The following is a 26918-nucleotide window of genomic DNA, read 5'->3' on the forward strand; positions in this document are numbered from 1 at the left end:
GCTGCCGCGGCCCGGCAGAAGGTCAGCCGGCCGCCGGAGCGGGGCTGGCCGCCGGGGCCGAGGACCCCGAAGAGCCCGAGGAGCCCGACGAGGACGAGCTCGACGAGGAGCCCGAGGACGACGTCGACGAAGAGGACGACGACGAGCCGGAGCCCACCGAGCTGCTGGAGGAGGAGCGGCTGTCGGTCCGGTAGAAGCCGGAGCCCTTGAAGACGACACCCACCGCCGAGAAGACCTTGCGGAGCCGTCCCTGGCAGTCGGGGCACGTGGTCAGCGCTTCGTCGGTGAACTTCTGCACCGCCTCCAGGCCGTTGCCGCACTCGGTGCACTGGTACTGGTACGTGGGCACTTGTCTTCCTCCTGGCACTCTCGCCTGATGAGTGCTAACGATCCTCAATGATGCGGCATTCCGATGGATCAGTCCAGCGACTCGAATGTGAGATGAGTCGGTTCCGGCCCCGGGGTCAGCCCTTGACGGCCCCCACGAGTGCGGCGGGCGCACTCCGTTCCACCGAGCCGGTGACCACCGTGCTGCGGCTTCCGGCCGGTACCAGCAGCCTCCGCAGCGAGAGCAGGGCGATCAGGCCGAGACCGGCGCCGGCCACCGGCACCAGGAAGCCGACCGTCGGGCCCTGCGCGTCGATCAGCCGCCCGGCGGCCGTCGCACCGGTCGCCAGGCCCAGGCCGATGGCACCGGTCAGCCAGGTGAAGGCCTCGGTCTTGGCGCCGTCCTCGACCAGCGTCTCGACCAGGGTGTAGCCGCTGATCAGGGTGGGCGCGATGGCCAGGCCGCAGACCAGCCCGGCGATCGACAGCGAGACCAGGCCGGGCATCGCCCACAGGGTCGAGCAGCCCAGCACCAGCAGGCCGTAGCTCATGACCATCCGCTGCTGGACCGACCGCCGCCAGGCGACCATGCCGTACAGCACGCCGGCCAGCATCGAGCCGCCGGCGAAGATGCCGTAGACGGTGCCGGCGGCCCCCGGCTGCCCGACCGAGTCGGCGAAGGCGTTCACCGAGACCTGGAGGCCGCCGAAGACGGCGCCCACGCCCAGGAAGGTGCCGGCCAGCAGCCGGACGCCGGGGGAGGCGAGGGCCGAGGCCTGCCGGACGCCGGGCTCGCGCACCACCCGGGCGGGCGCGGTGCGGCGCTGGGCCGCGAAGGCCAGACCGCCGACCAGGGTCAGCGCGGCCTCGGCGATCAGCCCGGTCGAGGGGTTGACCGAGGTGGCCACGGCGGCGGCCAGGATCGGGCCGACGACGAAGGTGAACTCGTCGGTCACGGACTCGAAGGCGAAGGCGGTGCTCACCTTGGCGGCGGAGGACACGGAGGCGCCCTCGGCGGTGAAGGTGGAGATCCAGCGGGCGCGCACCATCGCGCCGATCTGCGGGACGCTCGCACCGGCCGGGGCGGCGGCCAGGAACAGGCTCCAGGCCGGCGCGTGCCCGAGGGCGAGCGCGATCAGGGTGCCGACCGAGGCCGCGTGCACCAGGACGGACGGGACGAGCACGGCGGCCTGGCCGTACCGGTCGGCGAGCCGTCCGGTCTGCGGGCCGATCAGCGCCTGGGCGACGGCGGCGACCGCCGCGACCGTGCTGGCGGTGCCGTACGAGCCGTGGGTGTCCTTGACCAGCAGCAGGATCCCCATGCTGAGCATCGCGTAGGGCAGCCGCGCGAGGAGCGCGGGGGTCAGGAACGTCCAGGCCCCGGGGGTGCGCAGCAGGGTCCCGTAGCCGACCCGGGCGGGCGCGGCGTCCGCGGTGCCCGTGGTGTCGGCGTTGCCCGCGGCGTCAGCCCCGGTCATGGCGTTCTCGGCGTCCTCGACGCTCTCGACCGTTCGGCGGGCCGTCACGGTCGGTCCTTCCTGCTGCCTGGTAGCGCGGCAGGGCATGGGGTGGCCCCGACGGCGCCGAGAGTCGTCCTCTCGCGCGTCGACCGGGGTAGTTACCGGGCCGGTCCGGCGGTGGGCCGGGTCCGGGCCGCGGCCGCCGAGCGGTCGCGCCAACTCTGCTTCAGGCAGATGCTGGGGTGTGGTGTGTCAGCAAAACATGGTTATACGCGCGTAGATGTCGCGCTGAACTCGACACTACAGGACGGATCCAAAGTTGTCCTGTTAAGTCAAGGTGAACTCCGGGCGAGACCTTCAGGTCCTGCGTCCGTTCGGCTCCCGCGTCCGTTCAGGTCCTGCGCCCGTTCAGGTCCTGCGCCCGTTCAGCCAGTCGGCCAGCTTGCCGCCCTTGTCCACGGCCCGCAGCCGCCGCTCGGCCGCCTCGCCGACCTCGTCCGTGGTGACGACCAGCAGTTCGTCCCCGCCGCGCAGCACGGTCGTCCTGTCGGGCACGAAGCTGCTCCCCTCCCGCACCACCAGGGTGACCGCCGCCCCGGTCGGCAGCCGCAGCTCGCCGATCTCCACGCCGGACATCCGGGAGTCCGGCGCCAGCGCGACCGACAGCAGGTGGCCGTGCAGCTTCTCCAGCGGCGCCGACTCGATGCCGAGGTCCTGCCCCATCGAGCCGTCGCCGATCCGCAGGCCCTTGGCGACCCAGGGCAGGGTCGGCCCCTGGAGCAGGGTGAAGACCACGACCAGGATGAAGACGATGTTGAAGACGTGCTGGGCCATCGGCGCGCCGGACACCAGGGGGATGGTGGCCAGCACGATGGGCACCGCCCCGCGCAGGCCGGCCCAGCTGAGCAGGGCCTGCTCGCGCAGCGGCAGCCGGAACGGGGTGAGCGTGAGCACCACCGAGAGCGGCCGGGCCACGAACACCAGCACCGCGCCGATCACCAGCGCCGGCACCACGGCCGAGCCCATCGACTCGGGGGCGCAGAGCAGGCCGAGCAGGACGAACATGCCGATCTGCCCGATCCAGGCCAGGCCGTCGGCGAAGCCCCGGACGGCGGGGCCGTGCGGCAGCTTGGAGTTGCCGAGGATCACCGCGGTGACGTAGACGGCGAGGAAGCCGGAGCCGTGCAGCAGCGCGCCGCCGGCGTAGGCGAGTACGGCGAGGGCCAGGACCGCGATCGGGTAGAGGCCGGAGGACGGCAGGGCGACGCGCTTGACGCCGTACGCGCCGAGCTTGCCGACCGCGAGGCCGACCGCGAGGCCGATCGCCAGCTCGGCGAGGATCGTGCCGATCAGGACGTACCACGGGTCCGGGTCGCCGACGGCGGCGAAGGAGACGACCAGGATGACCACCGGCGCGTCGTTGAAGCCGGACTCGGCCTCCAGCAGGCCGGTCAGCCGGCGCGGCAGCGGCACCGTCCGCAGGACCGAGAAGACGGCCGCGGCGTCCGTGGACGAGACGATCGCGCCGAGCAGCAGCGAGGTGCTCCAGTCCAGGCCGACCAGCCAGTGGGCCCCGGCCGCGGTGACGAAGACGCTGATCCCGACGCCGACGGTGGCGAGCACGGTGGCGGCCCCCATCACGGGTCTGGCCTCGCGCCAGTTGGTCTTGAGGCCGCCCTCGGCCAGGATCACCACCAGGGCCGCGTAGCCGAGTACCTGGGTGAGCTCGGCGTTGTCGAAGGAGATGCCGAGGCCGTTCTGACCGAGCGCCACCCCGATGCCGAGGTAGATCAGCAGACTGGGCAGGCCGGATTTCGTGGAGACGCGCACGGCGACCACCGCGACCAGGAGGATCACGGAGAACTCGAGCAGCAGCTGGTTCAGGTGGTCGACATTCACGCAGGGGCACCTCGGACGTGGCGGGGGCGGACGGGGTCCCGACAGGGGTGGCGACCAGGGGCGCCAATTACTCCCCTTGCGGATCGTTACTCAGTCTAACATTTTGCCATATCTTTAGGTTCACTGGCCACGCGTTTCCTCGGTCCGCGCTTCCGGCCCGTTCCCGGCTCGTTCCCGGCCTCCTTCCGACCGCCTTCTGACCTCCTCCGATCCCACCGTGAGCGTCCCCCGTGCACGGCCGCCAGCCGAGTCGGCCTAATGTGGTGCCCTGTCACGGCCCCGTGCCCTTGACATGTCCGCCCGCCCCCCAGTGAGGACCGCAAGGACCCAGATGCCCCGCTCGAAAAAGTTCCGGCGCGCCCGTCTGATCGTGATCGTGCTGGTCGTACTGCTGGTGGCCGGCGCCGGCTACGGCGGCTACCGAGGGGTGGCCGCGGTCCGCGCGTCCTTCCCGGAGGTCGACGGCAGCGTCAAGGTGGCGGGCATGAGCGCGCCGGTCGACGTGAAGCGGGACGCCAACGGCATCCCCCAGCTCTACGCCGACACCTCCGAGGACCTCTTCCGGGCCCAGGGCTACGTCCAGGCCCAGGACCGGTTCTGGGAGATGGACGTCCGGCGGCACATCACCGCGGGCCGGCTCTCCGAGATGTTCGGCGACAGCCAGGTCGACACCGATTCCATGATCCGCACCATGGGCTGGCGCCAGGTGGCCCAGAAGGAGTTCGACACCCTTCTGAGCGCCGACACCAAGAAGAACCTCCAGGCCTACGCGGAGGGCGTCAACTCCTGGCTCGCCGAGCACCCGGGCGGCTCCGCCGCCTCGGTGGAGTACGGCGTGCTCGGTGTCGTCAACGGCGACTACAAGCCCGAGCAGTGGACCCCGGTCGACTCGGTGGCCTGGCTCAAGGCGATGGCCTGGGACCTCTCCGGGAACCTCCAGGAGGAGATCGACCGCTCGCTGCTGGCCCAGGACTTCAGCCCGGAGAAGATCGCCGAGCTGTACCCGGACTACCCGTACGCGCGCAACGGCACGATCGTGAAGACCGGCACCGTCAACGGCACCACCTACAAGCCGGCCGACGGCTCGGCCCCGGCCGCCCAGGGGACCGCCGCCGGCACCGCCCAGGGCGCCGCCGCCACCTCGGCACTGCTCAAGGGCGTCACCGACCGGATCGACGCGCTGCCCGAGCTGCTCGGCCGCAACGGCCAGGGCATCGGCTCCAACTCCTGGGTGGTGGCCGGCAGCCACACCACCACCGGGAAGCCGCTGCTGGCCAACGACCCGCACCTCGGCCCCGGCCTGCCCTCGGTCTGGTACCAGATGGGCCTGCACTGCCGGGCGGTCTCCCCGACCTGCCAGTACGACGTCTCCGGCTTCACCTTCGCCGGCATGCCCGGTGTGGTCATCGGCCACAACAAGGACATCGCCTGGGGCTTCACCAACCTCGGCGCCGACGTCACCGACCTCTTCCTGGAGAAGGTGACCGGCCCCGAGACCTACCTGGTCGACGGCAAGGAGAAGAAGTTCGAGCTCCGCAAGGAGACCATCAAGGTCGCCGGGGGCGAGGACCGCACCATCACCGTCCGCACCACCGAGACCGGCGCCCCGCTGATCTCCGACCCGAGCACCGAGCAGCAGAACGTCGGCAAGTACGCGCCCAACGGCGCCTCCGCCCCCGACCGGGGCACCGGCGGCTACGGCGTCGCCCTGCAGTGGACCGCGCTGATCCCGGGCCGCACCATGGACGCCGTCTTCGCGCTCGACCGGGCGAAGAACTGGGACGACTTCCAGAAGGCCGCCGCCGACTTCACCGTCCCGTCGCAGAACCTCGTCTACGCCGACGCCAAGAACATCGGCTACCAGGCCCCGGGCTACATCCCGGTGCGCGGCAAGGGCGACGGCCGCTACCCGGCGCCGGGCTGGGACTCCGCCTACCAGTGGAAGAAGGACCCGGTCCCGTTCAGCGCGATGCCCTGGAGCCTCAACCCGAGCAGCGGCTACATCGTCACCGCCAACCAGGCCGTGGTCGACCCGGGCTACAAGCCCGCGCTGACCACCGACTGGGAGTATGGCACCCGGGCCAAGGAGATCACCGACCAGCTGGAGGCCCGGCTGAAGAACAACGGCAAGATCTCGCCGGACGACATGCAGGACATGCAGCTCGACAACACCAGCATCCTGGCCAAGACCCTGGTCCCGATGCTGCTCAAGGTCGAGATCGACGACCCCTACGTGCGCGAGGCGCAGGACCTGCTGAAGGACTGGAACTTCCACCAGGACGCCGATTCGGCCGCCGCCGCCTACTACAACGGCGTCTGGCGCCAGCTGCTCACCCTCGCCTTCGGCCAGAAGTTCCCGGCCGACCTGCGGGCGAAGGAGAACTGCCTGCTGGTCCGCGAGCAGATCGACCCGACCCGGCCGGACAGCAAGTCGAAGATCGTCACCGAGTGCGGCACCCGCGACCCGGGCAAGGCCCAGCCGGACGGCGGCGACCGCTGGAACGAGGTCGTCCGGCAGCAGCTGGAGAAGCCCGACAGCGGCTGGTGGACGTACATCGACTCCCAGCACAAGGAGCAGAAGGGCCTGGACAACCTGCTGCGCGAGGCGATGACCAACGCCCGCCAGGAGCTCACCTCGCTGCTCACCAAGGACATCACCACCTGGAGCTGGGGCCGACTGCACAAGCTGGAGCTGCGGGAGCGCACCATGGGCTCGGACAGCTCCTCGATCGCCTCGGGCGTCGTCCACCAGCTGCTCAACCGGGGCCCCTACCGGCTCTCCGGCGGTTCGGCGGCGGTCGACGCGGCGGGCTGGAACGCGGCCGCCGGGTACCAGGTCGACTGGATCCCCTCGATGCGCATGGTGGTCGACCTGAACGACCTCGACGCCTCGCGCTGGATCATCGTCGGCGGTGCCTCGGGCCATGCCTTCCACGACAACTACAACGACCAGACCGACCTCTGGCTCAAGGGCAAGCTGCTGAGCTGGTCCTTCTCGCCGGACGCGGTCGAGCGGGCGACCAAGCACAAGCTGACGCTGACCGCGGGCTGACGGCCCGCCCGCCCCGAAGCCCCGCGCCCCCGGATCCGTCCGGGGGCGCGGGGCTTCGCCGTGCCGTCCGGCCCGCCTCACCCCAGCCGGTGGGCGCCGGAGGGGGTCAGCGCGAGGTCCACCGGCCGGTCGTGCGGCTCGGCCGGCACCCGCTCCAGCAGCTCGTGCTCGTACAGCAGCACCGCCAGCACCGGCCGCGCGCCGGCCCGCTCCAGCCGGGCCAGCACCCGGTCGTACGAGCCGCCGCCCCGTCCCAGCCGCAGCCCCCGCCGGTCCACCGCCAGCCCCGGCAGCAGCACCAGCCCGGCGCCGGTGACTGCCTCGGGCCCGAGCCGCCCGCCGACCGGCTCCAGCAGGCCGCGCCCGGCCGGGGCCAGCGCCGCCGGTCCCGCGTACTCCGCCCAGTCCAGGTCGTTGTCGGCCAGCAGGACCGGGAGCAGCACCCGCAGCCCGCGCGCCCGCAGCGCGTCCAGCAGCGGGCGGGTGCCCGGCTCGGCGCCCACCGAGACGTACGCGGCCACCGTGGCCGCGGCCCCCGCAGCTCCTGCCCCCGCAGCTCCTGCCCCCGCAGCCCCCGCCTCCGCCGCCCCGGCCTCCCCGACCGGCACAGCGGCGGCCGCCAGCGCGCCGGCGTGCCCGGCCAGGGCCTCGGCGGCCCGCTCCCGGGCTTCGGCCGGAAGTGCTCGCCGCTCGGACAGCAGCCGTGTCCTCAGCTCGCCCTTCTCGTTGTGCATGGGATGGTCCACCGTTCCTCCATCGCTCCGACCACGACCGCTCCGGACCCCTGACGCCTGTGCGACCGGGCCGTCCAGAGCCTGACACGCGGAAGGCAGCCCCCGATGTCCACCCCGCTGCTGGTCCAGGCCCTGGCCGTGCTGAGCGCCCCCGCGCTGGCCGGCGCCGCCGTCCTCGGCGTCCGGCTGCGGCGCGTCGCGGCCCGCGCGGCCCGGCGCGAGACCGGGCTGAGCGAGCGCGTCGCCGAACTGGAGGAGCGCTGCGCCGAACTGGAGCGCACCGCCTCCTGCGACCCGGTCACCGGCGTCTGGAACTACCGGCACCTCCAGCTCACCCTGGACCGGGAGATCGACCGGGCCCGCCGGGCCGAGCAGCACGAGCCGCAGGACGGGCCGCGTCCGCTGGCCGTCCTGCTGCTGGAGATCAACGGCTTCGACGCGGTGGTCGCCGAGCACGGCCGGGTCCGGGCCGGGACGGTGCTGCGCGACCTCGCCCAGCGGCTCGGCATGGAGATCCGCCGCTCCGACACCCTGGGCCGGTACAGCGGCGAGGAGTTCCTGGTGGTGCTGCCGGACACCGGGGCCGAGGGCGCGGCCCAGGTCGCCGACCGCCTGGTCTGGTCGGTCCGCCGCCACCTGCTGCTGGACTGGTCCTCCGGCGAGCGGGCGGACCGCCGCCCGCACGGCAACGGGCTCACCGCCGCGATCGGCCTGGCGGTGCTGCCGGAGGACGGCACCCACGCCGCCGTCCTGCTGCGGTCCGCCGACCGGGCGCTCGCCGCCGCCCGCGCGGCCGGCGGCGACTGCTGGCGCCCGGTCGCCCCGGCGGCGCTTTCCGGAAACGTCCCGGTGGCCGGGGCGGCGGTCGATTCCCCGCAGCCGGACGGAGTCTTCGCAGCCGAACATGACCGTTAGGAAAAGCCGGGTAATCTGTCGCCCTGTGTCGGAGGGGACCCCCTCACCCCGCCCGGCACGTCCCCCTTGCCTGCCATCGCGGCCGGGCCCGGCGACGTGCTGCCCAAGCATCGGTCAACTGTGCCCGGCAGGCGAAATACGTGCCTTAGTAAGGTAAACGCATGACGACGACCAACTCCCGTATCCCGGTCACCAAGGCAGTGGTCCCCGCGGCCGGTCTGGGTACCCGATTCCTGCCGGCCACCAAGGCCACTCCGAAGGAGATGCTGCCCGTCGTCGACAAGCCGGCGATCCAGTACGTCGTCGAGGAGGCGGCCTCCGCGGGCCTGTCCGACATACTGATGGTCACCGGCCGCAACAAGCGTGCCCTCGAGGACCACTTCGACCGCGCCTACGAGCTGGAGGAGCTGCTCGCCCGCAAGGGTGACCAGGACCGCCTCCGCCGGGTCCGCGAGTCCGTCGAACTCGCCAACATGCACTACGTCCGCCAGGGCGACCCCAAGGGCCTCGGCCACGCCGTCTCGGTCGCCGAGCAGCACGTCGCCGGCCAGCCCTTCGCCGTCCTCCTCGGCGACGACCTGATCGACCCGCGCGACCCGCTGCTGTCCCGCATGATCGAGGTCCAGCAGGAGCTCGGCGGCTCGGTCGTCGCCCTGATGGAGGTCGACGCCTCCCAGATCCACCTGTACGGCTGCGCCGCCGTCAAGCCGAGCACCTTCGGCGACGACGTCTTCCAGGTGACCGACCTGGTCGAGAAGCCGGAGACCGCCGAGGCCCCGTCGAACTACGCCGTCATCGGCCGGTACGTGCTCGACCCGTCCGTGTTCGACGTGCTGCGGGACACCCCGCCCGGCCGCGGCGGCGAGATCCAGCTCACCGACGCCCTTCGTGAACTGACCACCCGTCCCTCGGACACCGGCGGCCAGGTCCACGGCGTGCTGTTCAAGGGCCGCCGCTACGACACCGGCGACCGCTCGGACTACCTGCGCGCTATCGTCCGTCTCGCCTCGGAGCGCGAGGACCTCGGGCCGGAGTTCCGCACCTGGCTGCGCGAGTTCGTCGCCACCGAGCTGCAGGACTGACACACCGACAGAGAGCGAGCGCGCCCCATGACCGGGTCCACGGAGAGCGGTACCACCCCCGCAGCCTGCTGCGACGACTCCGCGGACCCGGCCGCGGCCGCCCGCCCCGGCGCCCGTCCGGACGGCCTGTGGACCGTGGACGAGCACCTCGCCGACGTCCTGGCCGCCGTCGGCCCGCTCCCCGCGATCGAGCTCCAACTGCTCGACGCGCAGGGCTGCCGGCTGGCCGAGGACGTCGTCGCCGAGGGCGACCTGCCCCCCTTCGACAACAGCTCGATGGACGGCTACGCCCTGCGCACGCCCGACACCGTCGGCGCGGGCACCGCGTATCCCTCGGTGCTGACCGTGGTCGGCGACATCGCCGCCGGAGCCGGTGAACTCCCCGCCGTGGGCCCCGGCCAGGCCGCCCGGATCATGACCGGCGCGCCCGTCCCGCCCGGCGCCGGGGCCGTCGCCCCGGTCGAGTGGACCGACGGCGGCACCGGCAGCGGCCTGCCCGCCGACGCGATGGCCGCCGCGGTCGAGGGCGAGGAGGTCCGGGTGCTGCGCCCGGTCGCCGAGGGCGCCCACATCCGCCGCCGCGGCAGCGACGTCGCCGCCGGCAGCCGGGTGCTGACCGCCGGCACCCGGCTCGGACCCGCCCAGCTCGGCCTGCTCGCCGCGATCGGCCGGGCCACCGCCACCGTCCGCCCGCGCCCCCGGGTCGTGGTGCTGTCCACCGGCAGCGAGCTGGTCCAGCCCGGCGAGCCGGTCGGTCCCGGGCAGATCTCCGAGTCCAACAGCTTCACCCTCACCGCCGCGGCCCGTGACGCGGGCGCGATCGCCTACCGGGTCGGCGGCGTCCCCGACGACGCGGCCAGGCTGCGCGCCGTGCTGGAGGACCAGCTCGGCCGGGCCGACCTGATCGTCACCAGCGGCGGCGTCAGCGTCGGCGCGTACGACGTGGTCAAGGAGGTCTTCGCGGAGTACGGCGGGGTGGACTTCCGGCGGCTGCGGATGCAGCCCGGCAAGCCGCAGGGCTTCGGCCGGATCGGCCCCGGCGCCGGGGTGCCGCTGCTGGCCCTGCCCGGCAACCCGGTCAGCGCGTACATCTCCTTCGAGCTGTTCGTCCGCCCGGCGATCCGCACCATGCTCGGCGCCGAGGACGTCCACCGCCCCGTGGTCCGGGCGCACTGCCCGGTGGCGCTGCGCTCGCCCGCCGGCCGCCGGCAGTTCCTCCGCGGCCGCTACTCGGCCCCGGACGGCCTGGTGGAACCGGTCGGCGGCGCGGAGTCGCACCTGGTCGGCGCGCTGGCCCGGGCGGACTGCCTGATCACCGTTCCCGAGGACGTCACCGAGCTGCCCGCGGGCAGCCAGGTCGACGTGGTGCTGCTCGGCGGCTGAGCACGGCCGAACTCCCCGCCGCGGCGGGGCCGTCCTACCGTCGTGGCCCCTCCCGCGCCCGGACCGGGACGGGGGGTACGGTAGCGCGGTATTCGACCTGCGCGCCCCCTGGAGCCACCCGTGACCGCCTCACCCCCCGGCGACCGCCTCACCCATGTCGACGAGCAGGGCGCGGCCCGGATGGTCGACGTCTCCGCGAAGGACGTGACCGCCCGGACCGCCGTCGCGGCGGGCCGGGTCCGGGTGTCCCCGCGGGTGGTCGAGCTGCTGCGCGGCGAGGGCGTGCCCAAGGGCGACGCGCTGGCCGTGGCCAGGATCGCCGGGATCATGGGCGCCAAGCGGACGCCCGAGCTGATCCCGCTCTGCCACCCGATCGCGCTCTCCGGGGTGAAGGTCGAGCTGACCGTCGCCGACGACGCGGTGGAGATCACCGCGACCGTCAGGACCACCGACCGGACCGGGGTCGAGATGGAGGCGCTGACCGCCGTCGCGGTGGCCGGCCTCACCGTGATCGACATGGTCAAGGCCGTCGACAAGGGCGCCGCGGTGGAGTCCGTCCGGGTGCTGAGCAAGACCGGCGGCAAGAGCGGTGACTGGACTGCCCAGGAGACCACCCCGGAGACCGCCCCGGAGGGGGAGGAATGAGAGCCCTCGCGGTCACCGTCTCCAACCGCGCCTCGGCCGGCGTCTACGCCGACCGGGGCGGTCCGCTGCTGGTCGAGGGCCTGCGGACGATGGGCTTCGAGGTCGACGGCCCCCGGGTCGTCCCGGACGGCGAACCGGTCGAGGCGGTGCTGCGGGAGGCCGTGGCGGCTGGCTACGACGTGGTGCTGACCACCGGCGGCACCGGCATCTCGCCGAACGACCTCACCCCCGAGATGACCGCCCGGGTGATCGACCGGGAGATCCCCGGCATCCCCGAGGCGATCCGGGCGTACGGACGGGACACGGTGCCCACCGCCGCGCTCTCCCGGGGGCTGGCCGGCCTCGCCGGACGTACCCTGGTCGTCAATCTGCCGGGATCGACCGGCGGCGTCCGGGACGGTCTGGCCGTCCTGGCCCCGCTGCTCGCCCACGCCGTCGACCAGCTCGGCGGCGGGGACCACCCCCGGCCCGACACGGCAGCTTCCGGGAGCGCGCACTGAACGCCGGCTGGCCGGTGGAACTCCACGAGGGGGACGTCGTGCTGCGCCCGATCAGGGCCCGCGACCAGCGCGAGTGGCAGGAGGTCAGCCGTCGCAACCGGGACTGGCTGCGACGCTGGGAGGCCACCGTGCCGCCCGGCCCGGCCGGTCTGGCGGCGGGCCCGCGCCCGACCTTCCGGCAGATGGTCCGCTATCTGCGGGCCGAGGCCTCGGCGGGCCGGATGCTGCCCTTCGTGGTGCTGTACCGGGGCCGGCTGGTGGGCCAGTTGACCGTCGGCGGAATCACCTGGGGGTCGATGTGCTCGGCCAACGTCGGGTACTGGATCGACGAGGCGGTGGCCGGGCGGGGCATCATGCCGACGGCCGTCGCGCTCTCGGTGGACCACTGTTTCCGCACTCTCGGACTGCACCGGATCGAGGTGTGCATCCGGCCGGAGAACGGCCCGAGCCGGCGGGTGGTGGAAAAGCTCGGCTTCCGCTCGGAGGGAATGCGTCCGCGCTATCTGCACATCGACGGCGACTGGCGGGACCACCTGGTGTTCGCGCTCGCCGCCGAGGAGGTCCCGGAGGGGATGCTCGAACGCTGGCGTTCCCTCAGCTCGGGTCGGCGGCCACATAATTGAATGTATGTTCGAATGAAATATCGATATGGCATCGACGCGACGACGGACGGGCACAAATACCGGCAAAATAGTCGGAGAATCAGCTTGATCACACGACACGCCGTGCCAAATTGCTACCGGCCCCTCCTGCACGCCCGTACGGTGTGAATCGTGAGCAGTAGCGGCCTTATCTACGCCGTCATCGTAGGGGCCTGGGCCGCCTATCTGGTGCCGATGTGGCTCCGCAGGCAGGACGAGCTCAACGAGGCGCGCCCGACGGAACGCTTCAGCACCGCCATCCGCCTGCTGGCCGGGCGTTCGGCGCTGGAGCGGCGGGCGTCCCGGGCCCTGGGTGACGAACCGCGTGACGACGAGCAGAGCAATGACGGCCCCCCCGAGCGGGACGAGGCCGCCCCCGACGACCCCGCGGACGCCTCCGCCGGGCGGACGGACGCACCCGCGACCGCCCGGCCGGCGGAGCGCGACCGGGCCGAGCCGAGGCCGGCGCCCCAGGGCGGCGGCCCCGAGCGCCGGGCCCGGCTGCTGGCGCGCCGGCGCCGGATGGTCACCGCGCTGTTCCTGGCCTTCGCGCTGGGAGCGGTGGTCGCGGCCGTGGCCGGTCTGGCCTTCCTGTGGGTCCCCGCGGTCCCGGCCGCGCTGCTGACCCTCTACATCGGGCACCTGCGGCGCCTGGAGCGGCAGCGGTACGCGGTCAAGCTGGACCGCACCCGTGCGGCCCAGGCCGCCGAGCGGCTGCGCAAGCGCGAGCAGCAGCGGGCCGAGGCCGGCCGGGCGGCCGCCGCCCCGGAGCCGGCCCCGGCGGCCGGGCCGGAGCCCCGGACGCCCGCCCCCGGGCGCGGACGCCCGCACCTGCGGCTCGCCACCGAGGCGGACGCCGCGCGGGCGGCCTCCGCCGGGACCCCCGCGGCGAACCCGGTCGGGACCGCCGCCGGGAGGTCGACCGGGGTGTCGGCCGGGGCCTCCGCCGCCTCGGCCTCGGCCGTCGCGGAGGTCACCGAGCACGAGGAGTGGGTCGACGGCATGCGGGAGCGCGGCGCGGCCGGCCCGGACTCCTGGGAGCCGGTGCCCGTCCCGCTGCCGACGTACGTGACCGCGCCGGTGGCTCCCCGGGTCAACCGGGGGCTCGACCTGTCGGCGCCGGGCACCTGGACCGCCGGCCGCCCGGTGGAGTCCCGGAGCACCCCGCTCTTCGACCAGTACGCCGAGCCGTCCGCGCAGGAGCCCCGGCCCCGCGCCGCCAACGAGTAGCACCGACGGTCCCGCGACCGTCCGCCAGGAGGCCCCCGCCGAGCGGGGGCCTCCTCGCGTTCCGCCCCCGGTCCGCCGCCCGTTCCGCCCGGCCGCAGGGGCGTCACCAGGAAGGTGGTCACGGACCCCCTCCGGGAAGTGCTAAAGTTTCTTCTTGTTGGGGCTGTGGCGCAGTCCGGTAGCGCACCTCGTTCGCATCGAGGGGGTCAGGGGTTCGAATCCCCTCAGCTCCACCCAACGGAAGTCCCGCCCGATCGAAAGATCGGGCGGGACTTCTGCGTTGTGGGGGTGCGTCGGGCCGACGGGGGGTCAGCCGGGGTGCCGGGGCGGGCTTCCGGCGGGGTGTGAGACGGATCACATGCGGACCGGCACGGGGACGGGCGGCCGGGAAACGGGTGAGGGCCGGGCCGGAGAGGTCTCCGGTCCGGCCCTCGGGGTCCGGGCGGGTCAGGACTGGCCGGAGCCCGCGTACGGGCCCGGCTGCGGGGCGCCGGACTGCGGCGGCACCGAGCCGTAGCGGGCCGGCCGGCGGCCGCGCGGGTGGCGGGTCAGGGTGTAGCCCGCGACGCCCGCCAGAGCGGCCAGCACACCGCCGGCCAGGGTCCAGAACCAGCGGCTGTTCCAGCCGGAGAACCAGCCGGTGTACCAGTGCTCCTCGGACTCCTCCGGGGCCGCCGCCTTGGCGGTCGCGGCGCCGCCGCCGGCCGGCGGGACCAGCGGGGCCTTGAGCTCGCCGCCCTCCGGCTGGGCGTTGTCCTCGTCGCCCTTGGCCGTCACCCGGAGCTGCACCGAGGCGGCCAGGCCGAGGTCGGGCTGCGGGGCGTCGCCGACCGAGAGCCGGACGTAGTAGGTGCCGGGCAGCGGGTCGCCGGACCACGGCTCGGCCCAGGAGCGGACCTCGCGCAGGGTGCAGCTGAGCGCCAGCGAGCCGGCGGCCTGCTCGGCGGTCGCGTTCTGGGTGCCGTCGGTGCAGGACTGGCGGCGGCGCAGCCCGTCGAACACCTCGACGTTCCAGGTCTGCGGCCCGTGCCGGTCGGCGGACGGGGCCAGCGAGACCGTGAGGTCCACCTTGGCGGTCCGGCCCTCGGCGGCGCCGAAGGCCCAGTACAGGTAGTCGCCGGTGGAGACGTCCACCTTGGCGTCCTGGCCGGGTGCCAGGTTGACGGCGGTCAGGAAGGAGGTGCCGGCCTTGTTGGCCGGGGCCGGGGTGCCGCTCGCGCTCGGCGAGGGCGAGGCGGCGGAGGCGGCCGGGGCCGCGAGCAGGAGCGCCGGGAACACGGCCAGGGCGGCCGCGGCGGTGCGGAGGAAGGTCGTACGCATGGTCAGTTCTCCTGCCAGACAGCGATCCGCCAGCGCGCGATCCAGCCGAACAGCAGGCCGGTCAGCAGGCCGGCCAGGGTGAGCACCAGCAGCAGGATCCAGCCGCGGCCCAGACCCATCGCCGGGCCGTCCGGGGCGGGGGAGGCGGCGGTCAGGTCGACCGTCAGCTCCAGCGGCAGGCCGGGGTCGGCCGCCGCGCCGGCCTGCGGGGCCAGCGAGTTGGAGACGACCAGGCAGACGTTGGTCTCCGGCTTGCCGCTCGGCGAGGCCGACGCGGTGGCGGTGGCGTAGCCCTGGGAGGCGGCGGCCGACCAGCGCAGGCCGGTGGAGACCACGTCGGTGCGGCTGCTGCCGGCGTCGGTGCCGCGGACCAGCTCCTGGCCGGTGGTGCTGGTGGCCTGGAGCAGGACGCCGTAGTCGCGGGCCACCGGGCGGTCCAGGGCGACACTGACCGAGGCGCGCAGCTCCTGGCCGGCCTTGACCGGGACGCGGTAGACGCGGTGCTCGGAGAACTTCTCGCGGTCGCTGTAGACGCCCGGGGTGAGGACCGGGGCGGACTCGCACTTGTCGGTGCCGGCCGTCTTGACCGGGGCGACCGTGTACGTGTCGTTGGAGCGGTCGACCAGCTGCTTCACCTTCTCGGTGAGCTGCTCCTGGGTGCGCACGTCGGTGTAGGTGCCGCCGGTGGCGTTGGCGATGCAGAGCAGCTGCTGGCGGGTCTTGTCGTCGTGGGCCAGGCCCAGGGTGTCGACCACCAGGTGGATGCCCTGGGAGGCGAGTTCGCGGGCGACGTCGCAGGGGTCGGGCGGGGCGCAGGAGTCCTCGCCGTCGGTGATCAGCACCACCCGGCGGGTGGTCTCGCCCTTGCCGAGGTCCTGGGCGGCGCCGCGCAGGGCCAGGCCGATCGGGGTCCAGCCGGTCGGGCGCAGGGTCGCGACCGCGGTCTTGGCCTCGGTCTTGTTGGTCTTCCCGACCGGGAAGAGCTGCTTGGTGTCCAGGCAGCCCTGGGTCTTGTCGTCGCCGGGGTAATTGGCGCCCAGGGTGCGGATGCCGAACTCGGTCTCCGCCGGCAGGGCGTCGATGACGTCGTTCAGCGACTGCTGGGCCACCGCGATGCGGCTCTTGCCCTGGATGTCGGTGGCTCGCATGGAGCCGCTGACGTCCAGGACGAGGTCGACCCGCGGTGCTTCCTTGCCGGCTGCGCCGGCTGATGGTTCGTCGGCATGGGCGGGCAGGCCGCTGAGCAGCGCCCCGCCCGTTATCGCCAGGGCGGCCAGCAGGCTGCCGAGCCTGGCCTTGGGTCGTCGTCCGGTAATCACCCGTCGATCCTAGGGACCATCAGTTCGCCGTGGCCAACGCGAGATGCGGCGGGACACACCGGGTGAACCGGGCGGAATACCCGCACAGTGCTCGTTAGGGTGGCGAAGGTGATGGGGGCGCCGCCCGTCCTCCCCGGTGGTCGTCCCGGCGGCGCCCGCAGCCCCGAACCCCAGGACGGCCCGTGGCGACACCCTCCGCCGTGACGAGAACCGCCGGCCGGCCGCGCCGTACCGTGCCGACCCGGCGCAACACCGAGCTCGCGCTGGTCCTCGCCGCCGTGCTGACCGCCGTGCTCGGCTACGCCGAGGTGGGCCTCAACCTCGACGGCACGGTGCCGGCCGACGCCGGTGAGTACGGGGGCGCGCTGGGGGTGCTCGCGCTGCTGGCGCACGGCGCGGTCCGCTGGCGGGCGCCGTACGCGGACCCGCTGCCGCTGCCGATCGCGGTGCTGCTGAACGGCCTCGGACTGGTCGTCATCTACCGGCTGGACCGGGCCACCCCGGGCAGCGCGGCCCCCACCCAGCTGCTCTGGTCCACCCTCGGGGTGGGGCTGTTCGTCCTGGTGCTGCTCCTGCTGCGGGACCACAAGCGGCTCCAGCGGTACGCGTACATCGGGGCGCTGGTGGCGCTGGTCCTGCTGGTGCTGCCGATCTTCTTCCCGCCGGTGTACGGATCGCGGATCTGGATCACCTTCGGGCCGTTCTCCTTCCAGCCGGGCGAGTTCGCCAAGGTCCTGCTGGCGGTCTTCTTCGCCGCCTACCTGGCGGTGCACCGGGACGCGCTGGCGCTCACCGGGCGGCGGGTGTGGCGGCTGCGGCTGCCGCCCGGGCGGGTGCTCGCGCCGGTGCTGGCGATCTGGGCGGCCTTCGTCGGGGTGCTGGTGCTGGAGACCGATCTCGGCACGTCGCTGCTGTTCTTCGGCCTCTTCGTGGTGATGCTCTACGTGGCCACCGCGCGGACCGGCTGGATCGCCATCGGGCTGTTCCTGGCGGCGGTCGCGGCGGTCGGGGTCGGCTGGCTCTCGCCGCACGTGCACAGCCGGGTCGGGGACTGGCTGGACCCGCTCGGCTCGATCGCCGCCGGGCACGGGGCCAACCAGATCGCCCAGTCCCTGTTCGCATTCGCCTGGGGCGGCGAGCTGGGCGCCGGGCTGGGCGGCGGGCACTCGGCGCTGATCGGCTTCGCCGCGAAGTCCGACTTCATCCTGGCCACCATCGGGGAGGAGCTGGGCCTGACCGGGCTGGTCGCGGTGTTCCTGCTGTACGCGCTGCTGGTGTCGCGCGGGTTCCGGACCGGGATCGCGCTGCGCGACCCGTTCGGGCGGCTGCTGGCGATCGGGCTGGCGGCGCTGGTCGGGCTGCAGGTCTTCGTGGTGGCGGGCGGGGTGCTGGCGCTGATCCCGCTGACCGGCATGACCCTGCCGTTCGTCGCCCAGGGCGGCTCCTCGGTGGTCACCAACTGGGTGATCGTCGCGCTGCTGGTGCGGATGAGCGACATCGCCCGGCGGCCCGCCCCGGGGGAGGGCCGGTGAACGGGCGCGGGAGGGGAAGCGGGCGTCGCGGGGCCGCCGACGGGGGAGGGCCGGGCGGCGGGCCGCAGGGGCTGCCGGGGATCTCCGTGACCGGGCGCCGGGCCGGCACCTTCTGTCTGCTGCTGACCGTGGCGCTGTGCGTCCAGGCCACCCGGGTGCAGGTGTTCCGGGCCGACGAGCTGAACCACAACAGCGCCAACCAGCGGCTCGTCGTCGAGCGGTACTCCCAGCCGCGCGGCAGCATCCGGGTGGGCGCCGACAGCGTCACCGGCTCCGAGCCCACCGGCGGGCGGTACGACTACAAGCGCACCTACACCGACGGGCCGCTGTACGCGGCGGTCACCGGCTACTCCTCGCAGACCTACGGCAACAGCCAGCTGGAGGGGACGGAGGACGCGCTGCTCTCCGGCACCGACAGCCGGCTGGCGAGCTGGGCGGTGTGGGACGCGGTGGCCCGGCGGCAGAACCCCGGCGGGGACGTCCGCACCACCATCGACCGGGCCGCCCAGGAGGCGGCGGTGCGCGGGCTCGGCCGGCAGAAGGGCGCGGTCGCGGCGGTCGAGCCGGCCACCGGGCGGATCCTGGCGCTGGCTTCCACCCCCTCCTACGACCCGGGGAGCTTCGCCGGCACCTCCACCGACGACCGGGAGGCCTGGGAGCCGGCTCCAGGGCGACCCCGACCGGCCGATGCTCAACCGGGCGCTGCGGCAGGCGTACCCGCCCGGCTCGACCTTCAAGGTGGTCACCGCGGCGGCGGCGCTGGAGAGCGGGGTGGTCACCGACGTCGACGCGCCGACCGACACCCCGCACCCCTACCTGCTGCCGGGCACCTCCGTGCCGCTGGTCAACGACTCGGCGGCCTGCGACGAGCCGAACCAGTCGCTGGCCACCGCGATGGTGCTCAGCTGCAACAGCGTGCTCGGCCGGCTCGGGGCCGAGGTCGGCCTGCGGCGGATGGCGGCGGCGGCCGAGGCCTTCGGCTTCAACGAGGCCCGGCTGGACACCCCGGTGCGGGCAGCCAGGTCCAACTTCGACACCCGGATGGACGAGGCGCAGCTGGCGCTCTCCTCGATCGGCCAGTTCGACACCGCCGCCACCCCGCTGGTGATGGCGATGGTCGCGGCGGGCATCGCCAACAACGGCACCGTGATGCGTCCACAGCTTGTGGACGGCCTGACCGCCGCGGACGGCACGGTGGTGCGGTCGGTGCGGCCGTCGGTGTACCGGCAGGCGGTCGGCCCGGGCACCGCCGGGCAGGTGCGGCGGCTGATGGTCGACGCGGTGGAGAACGGCACCGGACGGGCCGCCCGGATCGACGGCGCGGTGGTCGGCGGCAAGACCGGCACCGCCCAGCACGGGGTGGACAACACCGGGACGCCGTACGCCTGGTTCATCGCCTGGGCGGCGCCGGCCGGCTCGGCCGGGGTGCCGCCGGTGGCGGTCGCCGTGGTGGTCGCGGACAGCGACGCGACGGAGGTGACGGGCGGAGGGCTGGCGGCGCCGGTCGCGCGCGCCGTGATGCAGGCGGTGCTGGCCCGATGAGCCCCTTACCGACTGCGGTGACCTGCTGCTTTATCCGCTCGACGAGAGATCCGCCGTTTGCGAAGTGTCCGGTTTGTACATGCCGATGCGACGGTTCGTACAATGCGCGCGCCGTGACTGTTCGTTTGCGACACTGGTGCTTTCGCGCGGTACTGTCCCATCTTTGTTCGGTTGGTCCCCGATGACACCCTTCGGTGTGTTGAGCGACCGGCCACTAGGACACCCTCCCCCGCCTAGAAGGACACCCCCGCTTTGGCCCCCAACACGCTCGGCGCACGCCTCCTCAGGCGCAAGCCCGTCTCCACCCTGATCGCCGAGAGCGAAGGCCGTGAGGGCCCGCCCGCCGGGGCGCCCGAGGAGGGCGGCCGTTCCGGCATCCACCTGCGTCGCTCGATCGGGCTCTGGCAGCTGTCCGCGATCGGCATCGGCGCCACCATCGGCACCGGCATCTTCTTCGTGCTGAACAGCGCCGTGCCGTCGGCCGGCCCGGCCGTCATCCTGTCGTTCGTGATCGCGGCCGTCACCGCCGGCCTCACCGCGCTCTGCTACGCCGAGATGGCCTCCGCGATCCCGGTCAGCGGGTCCTCCTACTCCTACGCCTACGCCACCCTCGGCGAGGGCGTGGCCTTCGCCGTCGGCATCTGCCTGCTGATGGAGTACGGCGTCTCCGCCTCCGCGATCGCGGTCAGCTGGGCCGAGTACCTGAACAAGTTCTTCGACCTGGCGTTCGGCTTCAGGATCCCGGAGGCGATCGCCGGCGCGCCCGACGACACCCACTGGTTCAACCTGCCGGCGCTGCTGCTGGTCGCCATGGTCTGCTTCCTGCTGATCCGCGGCGTCAGCGAGTCGGTCAAGGTCAACACGGCCATGGTGGCCGTCAAGATCCTGATCCTGCTGCTGTTCATCGGGGTCGCGCTGACCGGCTTCCACTCCGGCAACCTGACCCCGTTCATGCCGCTGGGCATCGGCGGCGTCCAGGTCGCGGCCTCCAGCATCTTCTTCTCCTTCATCGGCCTGGACGCCGTGTCCACCGCCGGCGAGGAGGTCAAGAACCCCCGGCGCACCCTGCCGATGGCGATCATCATCTCGCTGGTGGTGGTCACCGTGCTGTACATCCTGGTGGCCCTGGCCGGCATCGGCGCCCAGCCGTGGCAGCAGTTCGACGGCCAGGAGGCGGGCCTCGCCCAGATCCTCCAGGACATCACCGGCCAGAGCTGGCCCGCCATCCTGTTCGCGATCGGCGCCATTGTCTCGATCTTCTCGATCACCCTGGTGGTCATCTACGGCCAGACCCGCATCCTGTACTCGATGGGCCGCGACGGCATGCTGCCCAAGCGCTTCGCCGAGCTCTCGCCGCGCACCGGCACCCCGGTCTGGAACACCATCGTGGTCGGCCTGGGCGTCGGCGTGCTCGCCGCCTTCGTCCCGCTGGCGCGGCTGGCCGACATCACCAGCCTGGGCACCCTGATCGCCTTCTCGGTGGTCTCGATCGGCGTGATCGTGCTGCGCCGCACCCAGCCCGACCTGCCGCGCGGCTTCCGTGTCCCGGGCTACCCGGTCGTCCCGCTGGCCAGCGTCGGCTTCTGCGTCTACCTGATCACCGGGCTGCACGCGGACACCTTCATGGCGGGCGGCGTCGCCCTGGTGATCGCGGTGGCCGTGTACTTCGGCTACAGCATCAAGCACTCCAAGCTGGAGCGGGCCGCGGAGCGGGCGGACGCCGGCTCCACGGTCGGCTGACCGGCCGAGCTGTGGACGGGGCCGCCGGGGGAACAGCCTTCCCCGGGCGGCCCCGTCCATGTCCGCACGGGTGTTCCCGCGGCTGTTCCCGGGCGTTCTCCCGCCGCTGCCCCCGCAGCTGTCCGGGGCCGTGGCGCCGGACACTCGTGTCCTCCGCATGGCGACAGGGCACCGCCCCCGGCCCTAACCTTCCACCATGGTGAGCACCCGCACGCCCGGCTTCTCCCGCCCGCGCGGCCGCTCCACCGGCCGGAGCACGACGCCGACGGCGCCCGTTCCGGCCGTGCCCCCGATCGGAGCCGGACGACCGCCCGGCGACCGGGGCCACCCGCCGTTCCCCCGCCAGCGTGGCGAGGAGGGTCCACCGTCCCCGCCCGATCGGCTGAATCCGGCCCGGCTCGCCGGGCACCGGGGCGTCCAGTTGCTCGGCTGCCTGGTCGCGGCCGGCTGGGCGGCCGGATTCCCGATCGTCTCCGACCTCCCCAACCAGCGCCTGTGGGGCACCCTCGCGGCCCCCGCCTACCTGCTCGCCGGGCTGTTCTGCCTGCTCCTCCCGCGCCGGCTCGCGGCCCGGGCCGGCGCCGCCGCGGCCCTGCTCGGTGCCGTCCTGGTGCCGCTGGTGGTCCTCGTGCTGCAGGGGCGGCACCAGTCCGAGGTGATGGTGGTCGAGCGTTCCGCGCGGCTGCTCTTCAGCACCGGGAGCCCCTACCTGCCGGATCCGGTGGTGGTCACCGACTACAACCCCTACCTGCCGGCGATGTCGCTGTTCGGGGTGCCGAGGGCGCTGCTCGGCGACGGCAACGCCCTCGCCCGGCTGGCCGGCGACGCCCGGATCTGGTTCGCGTTGGCCTTCGTCGTCTGTCTGCTGGCGAGCTGGCGGCTGCTGCGGCCGAGCCGGGACCGCGCCCCGCTGCTGCCGCTGGCCGTGCTCACCGCCTCGCCGCTGGTCGCGCTGGCGCTCGTCGGCGGCGGGGTCGACCTGCCGCTGATCGGCCTCTGCTGTCTGGCGATGGCGCTGGCCGAGCGGGACCGGACGATCGCCGCCGGACTGGTGCTGGCCCTGGCCGGGACGCTGAAGTGGACGGTCTGGCCGGCGCTGCCGGTGGCCGTCCTGCTGCTCTGGCGGCTCTACGGCCGACGGCCCGCCGCCCGGGCCGGGCTGACCGCGCTCGGCGCGGCGTGCGCCGTGATGGTGCCCTACGTGCTGACCCGGGCCGAGCAGCTGCGCGACCAGGTGGTGCGCTTCCCGCTCGGGCTGACCGCGATCCAGACACCGGCCGGCAGCCCGCTGCCCGGCAAGGTGCTGGCCGGTTTCGGGCCCACCGGGCACACCGCCTCGCTGGTGCTGCTGACCGTGGGCGGGCTCGGGGTGACGATCTGGCTGCTGGCCCGGCCGCCGGTCTCCGCGATCGCCGCCGCCGATCTGCTGGCCACCGGGCTGGCGATCGCCTTCATGCTGGCCCCGGCCGGGCGGTTCGGGTACCTGGCGCTGCCGGCGGTGCTGGTGATCTGGCCCCGGCTGGCGGCCCGGCGGTGGAGCGGGGCCCGGCCGCCGCTCCGGCCGGCCTGCCTGCTCAACCGGGCCGGGCCCGTCCTGCCGGTGCGGTAGGACGGGCCCGGTCGGGCTCCGGCGTCCGTCGGCCCGGGGCCGCGGTCCGCCGTTTCGGGGGTCAGCGGTTGCCGGCCGCCTTGATGATCGCGGCGACGGCGGGGCCGGCCGCCTCCACGCCGTGGCCGCCGCCCTCGACCTCGGAGGCGACCGCGAGGTTGCCCCGGTAGGCGGTGAACCAGCTGTTGGTGGTGGCGATGCCGGTGGCCTCGGCCGAGCCGGTCTTGGCGCCCGCGTTGTCGGAGATCCCGGCCATCACGTCCTTGGCGGTGCCGCCGGTGGCGGTGGCGGCCATCATCTGGCGCAGCTTGCCGGCGACGTCGGGGCCGAGGTCCCGGGGGGCCTTCTGCTGCGGCAGCTCGGCGACCAGGATCGGCTGCTTGAAGGAGCCGCTCTGCACGGTGGCCGTGATCGAGGCGATGGCCAGCGGGTTCATCTGGACCTTGCCCTGGCCGATCGACTGCATGGCCTGCTCGTCCTTGTTGGTGCCGGCGTCCGGCACCACCGCGTCGAAGCTGGGCAGACCGGTCTGCCAGTTCAGGCCGATGCCGTACACGTCCTTGGCGGTGGTGGTCAGCGCGCCCGGCTTGAGGCTGGTCAGGCCCTGGTCGATGAAGGCGGTGTTGCAGGAGATCATGAAGTCCTGCTGCAGCGTGTTGTTCGGGTACGCGTCGGGGAACGAGTTCGGGATCTTCTTCGGGTTGCTGCTCAGGGTCGGGCAGGCCACCGGGGTGTCCGGGTTGACCCCGGCCTCCAGCAGGGCGGTGGAGGTGAGGATCTTCAGCGTCGAACCCGGGGCGAGCTGGCCCTGGAAGGCCCGGTTCAGACCGGTGACCGGCGCGTTGGCGAAGGCCAGCACCTGACCGGTGCTGGGCTCGATGGCGACGATCGAGCCCTTCTTGCCGCCCAGGTCGGTCATCGCCTTCTCGGCGGCGGCCTGCAGGGTGTTGTCGATGGTCAGCTTGAACGGCTTCGGGGGCTTCGGGTCGACGATGGTGAACAGCCGGTCGGGCACGCTGTTCTGGTCGGCCGCGTTGGTGATCACCACGCCGGTGCCGTTGTCGCTCTGGTCCTTGTTCTGGTCCGCGAGCAGCTTGGCGACCTTGGCCTGCAGGGTCGGGATCAGCGGGGTGATCGAGGCGCCGGTCAGCGGCTTGTTGTTGCGGTCCACCACGTTGCCGGCGATCGGGGGCAGCGGCTGCACGGCGATCGTCTCGCCGGGGGCCAGGTGCGGGTGGATCACCGAGGGCGCCCAGTGCACGGCCGGGGTGTTGTCGCTCATCTTCACGACGCTCAGGAAGCCGCTGTAGTCCCAGACCCGGTTGGTGCCCTCGAACTCGGCGCGGGCCTTGAAGCCCATCAGCACGCCGGTCGGGGCGGCCGGGGTGGCCGGGGCGGTGGCCGACGGCGAGTCGGTGGCGCCGGGGGCCGGGGTGGTGGCCGGGGGCTTGGCGGCGGTGCTCGGGGTGCCGGTGGCCGAGGCGAACGCCGCCGGGGTGGCCGGGCCGGCCGGGGTCAGGGTGAGCCCGCTCGGCTTCACCTGGTCCCGGAACGCGGTCAGCGCGGTGGTCGCGCCCGCCGGGTCGTCGGTCAGCGAGGCCGCCTTGGCGAGGTCGCCGGCCGCCCACGCGTCCAGGAAGTCCTTGGTGCCGGCGGTCGCCTGCTCGGCGCTCGGGGGCTCGGCGACCACCGTGCGCGCCTTCTTGGCGGCCGGGGCGTCCTTGTCGTCGGAGCCGCCGACGAGGCTGTACGCCCCGTAGCCGCCCGCGGCGAGCACGGCGACGGCCACGCCGGTGATGAGGCCGGTCTTCGCGCCATTGCGCATGGTGATGTTCCCCCAAGGGTCAGGCGGTCGGGCCGCAGCCGGACGTGGCCGGATGCGCGTTCGGGGTCCAGCCTAGGCAGGCCGACTCCGTGCCCCGGCGAAAGGACGGGGTCTTGTGACGGATCTGGTACGTGTCGCGCACCACTCCGGTACGCTCCGCCGCCCGGCACCGCCCCCGGCGCGCCCCGCCGTCAGATCCAGGTGTTGAACCACATCCGCTTGCGCCAGTCCTCCATCGGGATCGTCTCGCCGGTGTACAGGGGGTGGAAGAAGAGGAAGTTCCACATGATCAGCAGCACCACCAGGCCGGCCGCCGCCCCGCCGATGATCCGGCGGTCCCGGGAGGCCCCGGCGGGTCCGACCAGCGCGCCGAGCAGCATGGTCACCGCGAGCACCAGGAAGGGCACGAAGCAGACCGCGTAGAACAGGAAGATCGTCCGCTGCTGGTAGGCGAACCAGGGCAGGTAGCCGGCGGCCAGGCCGCAGAGCACCGCGCCGGCCCGCCAGTCGCGCCGGGCCGCCCACCGCCACAGGCAGTAGACCAGGGCGATCACACCGGTCCACCAGAGCAGCGGGGTGCCGATGCCGAGCACCTCGCGGGCGCACTCGCTCACCGTGCAGCCGGCCGTGCCCTGCTTCGGCGACTCGTAGAAGAACGACACCGGCCGGCCCAGCACCAGCCAGCTCCAGGGGTTCGACTGGTAGGTGTGCGGGTCGCTCAGGTGGGTGTGGAAGTCGTAGACCGTCGAGTGGTAGTGCCAGAGCGCGCGCAGGCCCTCCGGGATCCACGGGAAGTCGGTGGAGCGGCCGACCGCCCAGTCCCGGCCGTAGCCGCCCTGGTTCGGCACCGTGCTGCTGGCGAACCAGCCCCACCAGGAGGCGATGTAGACGGCCACCGGGACGACCACGAGCGAGACGAAGGCCGGCACCGCGTCCCGGACCAGGGTCCACCGGTAGGGGTGGTCGGCCCCGGCCAGCCGGCGCGAGCCCGCGTCCCACAGCACCGTCAGCAGGCCGAAGGCGGCCGCCACGTACAGGCCGCTCCACTTGGTCGCGCAGGTCAGACCGACGCAGACGCCGGCCGCGACGCGGTACGGGCGCCAGCCCAGGTTGAGCCGGTGGGCGATCCCCGCGTCCGGGCCGCCGTCGCCGAGCGCGGTCAGCCGGGCCGCGATCCGGGCCCGGGTGCGGTCGCGGTCCAGCAGCAGGAAGCCGAAGGCGGCGACGATCCAGAACATCACCACCAGGTCCAGCAGCGCGGACCGGCTCATCACGAAGTGCAGGCCGTCCACGGCGAGCAGCAGGCCCGCCACGCAGCCCAGCAGGGTCGAGCGGAACAGCCGGCGGGCGATCCTCGCCAGCATCAGGACCGACAGGGTGCCGAGCAGCGCCACCGCGAACCGCCAGCCGAAGGGGTTCATCCCGAACAGCTGCTCACCGGCGCCGATGATCCACTTGCCGACCGGCGGGTGCACCACGTACGAGGGGTTCGACCGGTAGGGGACCGGGCCGCCGGCCATGATCTGCTCGTTGGCGCCGTCCGGCCAGCTGATCTCGTAGCCGCCGTGCCAGAGCGCGTAGGCGTCCTTGGCGTAGTACGTCTCGTCGAAGACGATCGCGTTCGGCGAGCCCAGGTCGGTGAACCGCAGCACGCCGGCGAACAGCGTCACCGCGAGCGGGCCGAGCCAGCCGGCCCAGCGGCAGAGCCAGGACCACAGCGGCTCCGGAAGGGCGAGGCCGAGCCGGAGCAGCAGCGGGGACGGCGGCACCCGCTTCGGGGTGACGCCCGGGCCGTCCGGCATCGGCGGGACCAGGCGCTCGGCCGTCGTCGCGGCGGGGGCCGGGGCGTAGCCGAACCGGGCCAGGCCGCGCAGCCAGGCGGGGCGCGGCGGGGGCGGGGCGGGTATGGAGCCGTCCGGGGCGTCCGGGGCGGGGCCGCCGGGTTCGTCCGGGCCGCTGGGGCCGTCCGGAGCGTCGGGACCGCCGTCGACGGCCCCGCCGGCCGGGTCGCGCGGGCCCGGCAGGGCGGGCGACGGCTGGTCCGCCAGGACCGGCCCGCCGACGCCACCCCGCGCGGTGAGGTCTGTACCAGTGGGCGTCTGCGCCGCCGTGTCGCCGTTCATCCGCCACATGGTAGGGGTGCGTCATGACGCGGGGACCGCT

At 73.6% G+C, this 26918-nt stretch carries 19 protein-coding genes, 1 tRNA gene and 1 pseudogene; 13 read left to right on the top strand and 8 right to left on the bottom strand.

The features are described from left to right. Window positions 1-22: 22 nt before the first annotated feature. The 3 genes from ACW14Y_RS24060 to ACW14Y_RS24070 all read right to left on the bottom strand — a co-directional run bounded on the left by ACW14Y_RS24060 (window position 23) and on the right by ACW14Y_RS24070 (window position 3686). Window positions 23-349 carry an FmdB family zinc ribbon protein gene (locus tag ACW14Y_RS24060; RefSeq protein ID WP_380308149.1) on the bottom strand — a complete coding sequence of 109 codons (327 nt, stop codon included), beginning with the start codon at window positions 347-349 and terminating at the stop codon, window positions 23-25. A 115-nt stretch (window positions 350-464) separates the two neighbouring features. Further along, the gene (locus tag ACW14Y_RS24065; protein ID WP_456988237.1) at window positions 465-1805 is read right to left on the bottom strand and encodes an MFS transporter; all 1341 of its coding nucleotides are present in this window, start codon (window positions 1803-1805) and stop codon (window positions 465-467) included. 390 nt (window positions 1806-2195) lie between these two features. Continuing rightward, on the bottom strand, window positions 2196-3686 hold the full coding sequence (locus tag ACW14Y_RS24070) for a potassium/proton antiporter (RefSeq protein WP_380308151.1): 1491 nt from the start codon (window positions 3684-3686) through the stop codon (window positions 2196-2198). A 331-nt stretch (window positions 3687-4017) separates the two neighbouring features. Between ACW14Y_RS24070 and ACW14Y_RS24075 the strand changes: the two genes are divergently transcribed. Continuing rightward, window positions 4018-6738, top strand: a complete 2721-nt coding sequence (locus tag ACW14Y_RS24075) for a penicillin acylase family protein (protein WP_380384766.1) — start codon at window positions 4018-4020, stop codon at window positions 6736-6738. A gap of 77 nt (window positions 6739-6815) precedes the next feature. Here ACW14Y_RS24075 and ACW14Y_RS24080 read toward each other — a convergent pair whose 3' ends face one another. Beyond that, the gene (locus tag ACW14Y_RS24080; protein WP_456988239.1) at window positions 6816-7472 is read right to left on the bottom strand and encodes a 5-formyltetrahydrofolate cyclo-ligase; all 657 of its coding nucleotides are present in this window, start codon (window positions 7470-7472) and stop codon (window positions 6816-6818) included. A 105-nt stretch (window positions 7473-7577) separates the two neighbouring features. Here ACW14Y_RS24080 and ACW14Y_RS24085 point away from each other — a divergent pair, with 105 nt between their 5' ends. The 8 genes from ACW14Y_RS24085 (at window position 7578) to ACW14Y_RS24120 (ending at window position 14101) form a co-directional block, all read left to right on the top strand. Next, a complete protein-coding gene (locus ACW14Y_RS24085) occupies window positions 7578-8387 on the top strand; it encodes a GGDEF domain-containing protein (protein WP_380384771.1) in 810 nt (269 codons plus the stop codon). A gap of 161 nt (window positions 8388-8548) precedes the next feature. Beyond that, complete coding sequence (gene galU / locus ACW14Y_RS24090) at window positions 8549-9469, top strand: UTP--glucose-1-phosphate uridylyltransferase GalU (RefSeq protein ID WP_380308157.1); 921 nt, start codon at window positions 8549-8551, stop codon at window positions 9467-9469. A 27-nt stretch (window positions 9470-9496) separates the two neighbouring features. Then, entirely contained in the window at window positions 9497-10852 is a 1356-nt protein-coding gene (gene glp, locus ACW14Y_RS24095) for a molybdotransferase-like divisome protein Glp (protein ID WP_456983482.1), read from the top strand. 120 nt (window positions 10853-10972) lie between these two features. Then, window positions 10973-11497 carry a cyclic pyranopterin monophosphate synthase MoaC gene (moaC, locus tag ACW14Y_RS24100; protein WP_380308161.1) on the top strand — a complete coding sequence of 175 codons (525 nt, stop codon included), beginning with the start codon at window positions 10973-10975 and terminating at the stop codon, window positions 11495-11497. Continuing rightward, entirely contained in the window at window positions 11494-11997 is a 504-nt protein-coding gene (locus tag ACW14Y_RS24105) for a MogA/MoaB family molybdenum cofactor biosynthesis protein (RefSeq protein ID WP_380308163.1), read from the top strand. The genes moaC and ACW14Y_RS24105 overlap by 4 nt, the downstream gene beginning before the upstream one ends. 38 nt (window positions 11998-12035) lie before the next feature. Then, complete coding sequence (locus tag ACW14Y_RS24110; RefSeq protein ID WP_402723004.1) at window positions 12036-12620, top strand: GNAT family N-acetyltransferase; 585 nt, start codon at window positions 12036-12038, stop codon at window positions 12618-12620. 150 nt (window positions 12621-12770) lie between these two features. After that, a complete protein-coding gene (sepX, locus tag ACW14Y_RS24115; RefSeq protein WP_456983485.1) occupies window positions 12771-13868 on the top strand; it encodes a divisome protein SepX/GlpR in 1098 nt (365 codons plus the stop codon). Window positions 13869-14027: 159 nt separating this feature from the next. Continuing rightward, window positions 14028-14101, top strand: a tRNA-Ala gene (locus tag ACW14Y_RS24120). 214 nt (window positions 14102-14315) lie between these two features. On the opposite strand, the gene ACW14Y_RS24125 is transcribed toward ACW14Y_RS24120, so the two are convergent. Together ACW14Y_RS24125 and ACW14Y_RS24130 are read right to left on the bottom strand one after the other, a co-directional pair. After that, window positions 14316-15188, bottom strand: coding sequence for a peptidase (locus tag ACW14Y_RS24125; RefSeq protein ID WP_380384776.1), 873 nt, complete (start codon window positions 15186-15188; stop codon window positions 14316-14318). A 2-nt stretch (window positions 15189-15190) separates the two neighbouring features. Next, window positions 15191-16507 (bottom strand): VWA domain-containing protein, encoded by a 1317-nt coding sequence (locus ACW14Y_RS24130; RefSeq protein WP_380384779.1) that lies wholly within the window; start codon window positions 16505-16507, stop codon window positions 15191-15193. Between the two features lie 200 nt (window positions 16508-16707). On the opposite strand from ACW14Y_RS24130, the gene ACW14Y_RS24135 reads away from it, so the two are divergent. The 4 genes and pseudogenes from ACW14Y_RS24135 to ACW14Y_RS24150 all read left to right on the top strand — a co-directional run bounded on the left by ACW14Y_RS24135 (window position 16708) and on the right by ACW14Y_RS24150 (window position 22930). Next, window positions 16708-18039 carry an FtsW/RodA/SpoVE family cell cycle protein gene (locus tag ACW14Y_RS24135; RefSeq protein ID WP_456983488.1) on the top strand — a complete coding sequence of 444 codons (1332 nt, stop codon included), beginning with the start codon at window positions 16708-16710 and terminating at the stop codon, window positions 18037-18039. An 80-nt stretch (window positions 18040-18119) separates the two neighbouring features. Next, a pseudogene (locus tag ACW14Y_RS24140) lies at window positions 18120-19581 on the top strand (penicillin-binding transpeptidase domain-containing protein). A gap of 252 nt (window positions 19582-19833) precedes the next feature. After that, entirely contained in the window at window positions 19834-21321 is a 1488-nt protein-coding gene (locus ACW14Y_RS24145) for an amino acid permease (protein ID WP_380306495.1), read from the top strand. A gap of 196 nt (window positions 21322-21517) precedes the next feature. Further along, window positions 21518-22930 (top strand): glycosyltransferase 87 family protein, encoded by a 1413-nt coding sequence (locus ACW14Y_RS24150; RefSeq protein WP_380306493.1) that lies wholly within the window; start codon window positions 21518-21520, stop codon window positions 22928-22930. Between the two features lie 61 nt (window positions 22931-22991). Here ACW14Y_RS24150 and ACW14Y_RS24155 read toward each other — a convergent pair whose 3' ends face one another. Both ACW14Y_RS24155 and ACW14Y_RS24160 read right to left on the bottom strand, forming a co-directional pair. Further along, window positions 22992-24755, bottom strand: coding sequence for a penicillin-binding transpeptidase domain-containing protein (locus ACW14Y_RS24155; protein WP_456983491.1), 1764 nt, complete (start codon window positions 24753-24755; stop codon window positions 22992-22994). A gap of 191 nt (window positions 24756-24946) precedes the next feature. Further along, window positions 24947-26878 carry a phospholipid carrier-dependent glycosyltransferase gene (locus ACW14Y_RS24160; RefSeq protein ID WP_456983493.1) on the bottom strand — a complete coding sequence of 644 codons (1932 nt, stop codon included), beginning with the start codon at window positions 26876-26878 and terminating at the stop codon, window positions 24947-24949. Window positions 26879-26918 lie beyond the last annotated feature (40 nt).

It is taken from the genome of Kitasatospora sp. cg17-2 (assembly GCF_054031055.1).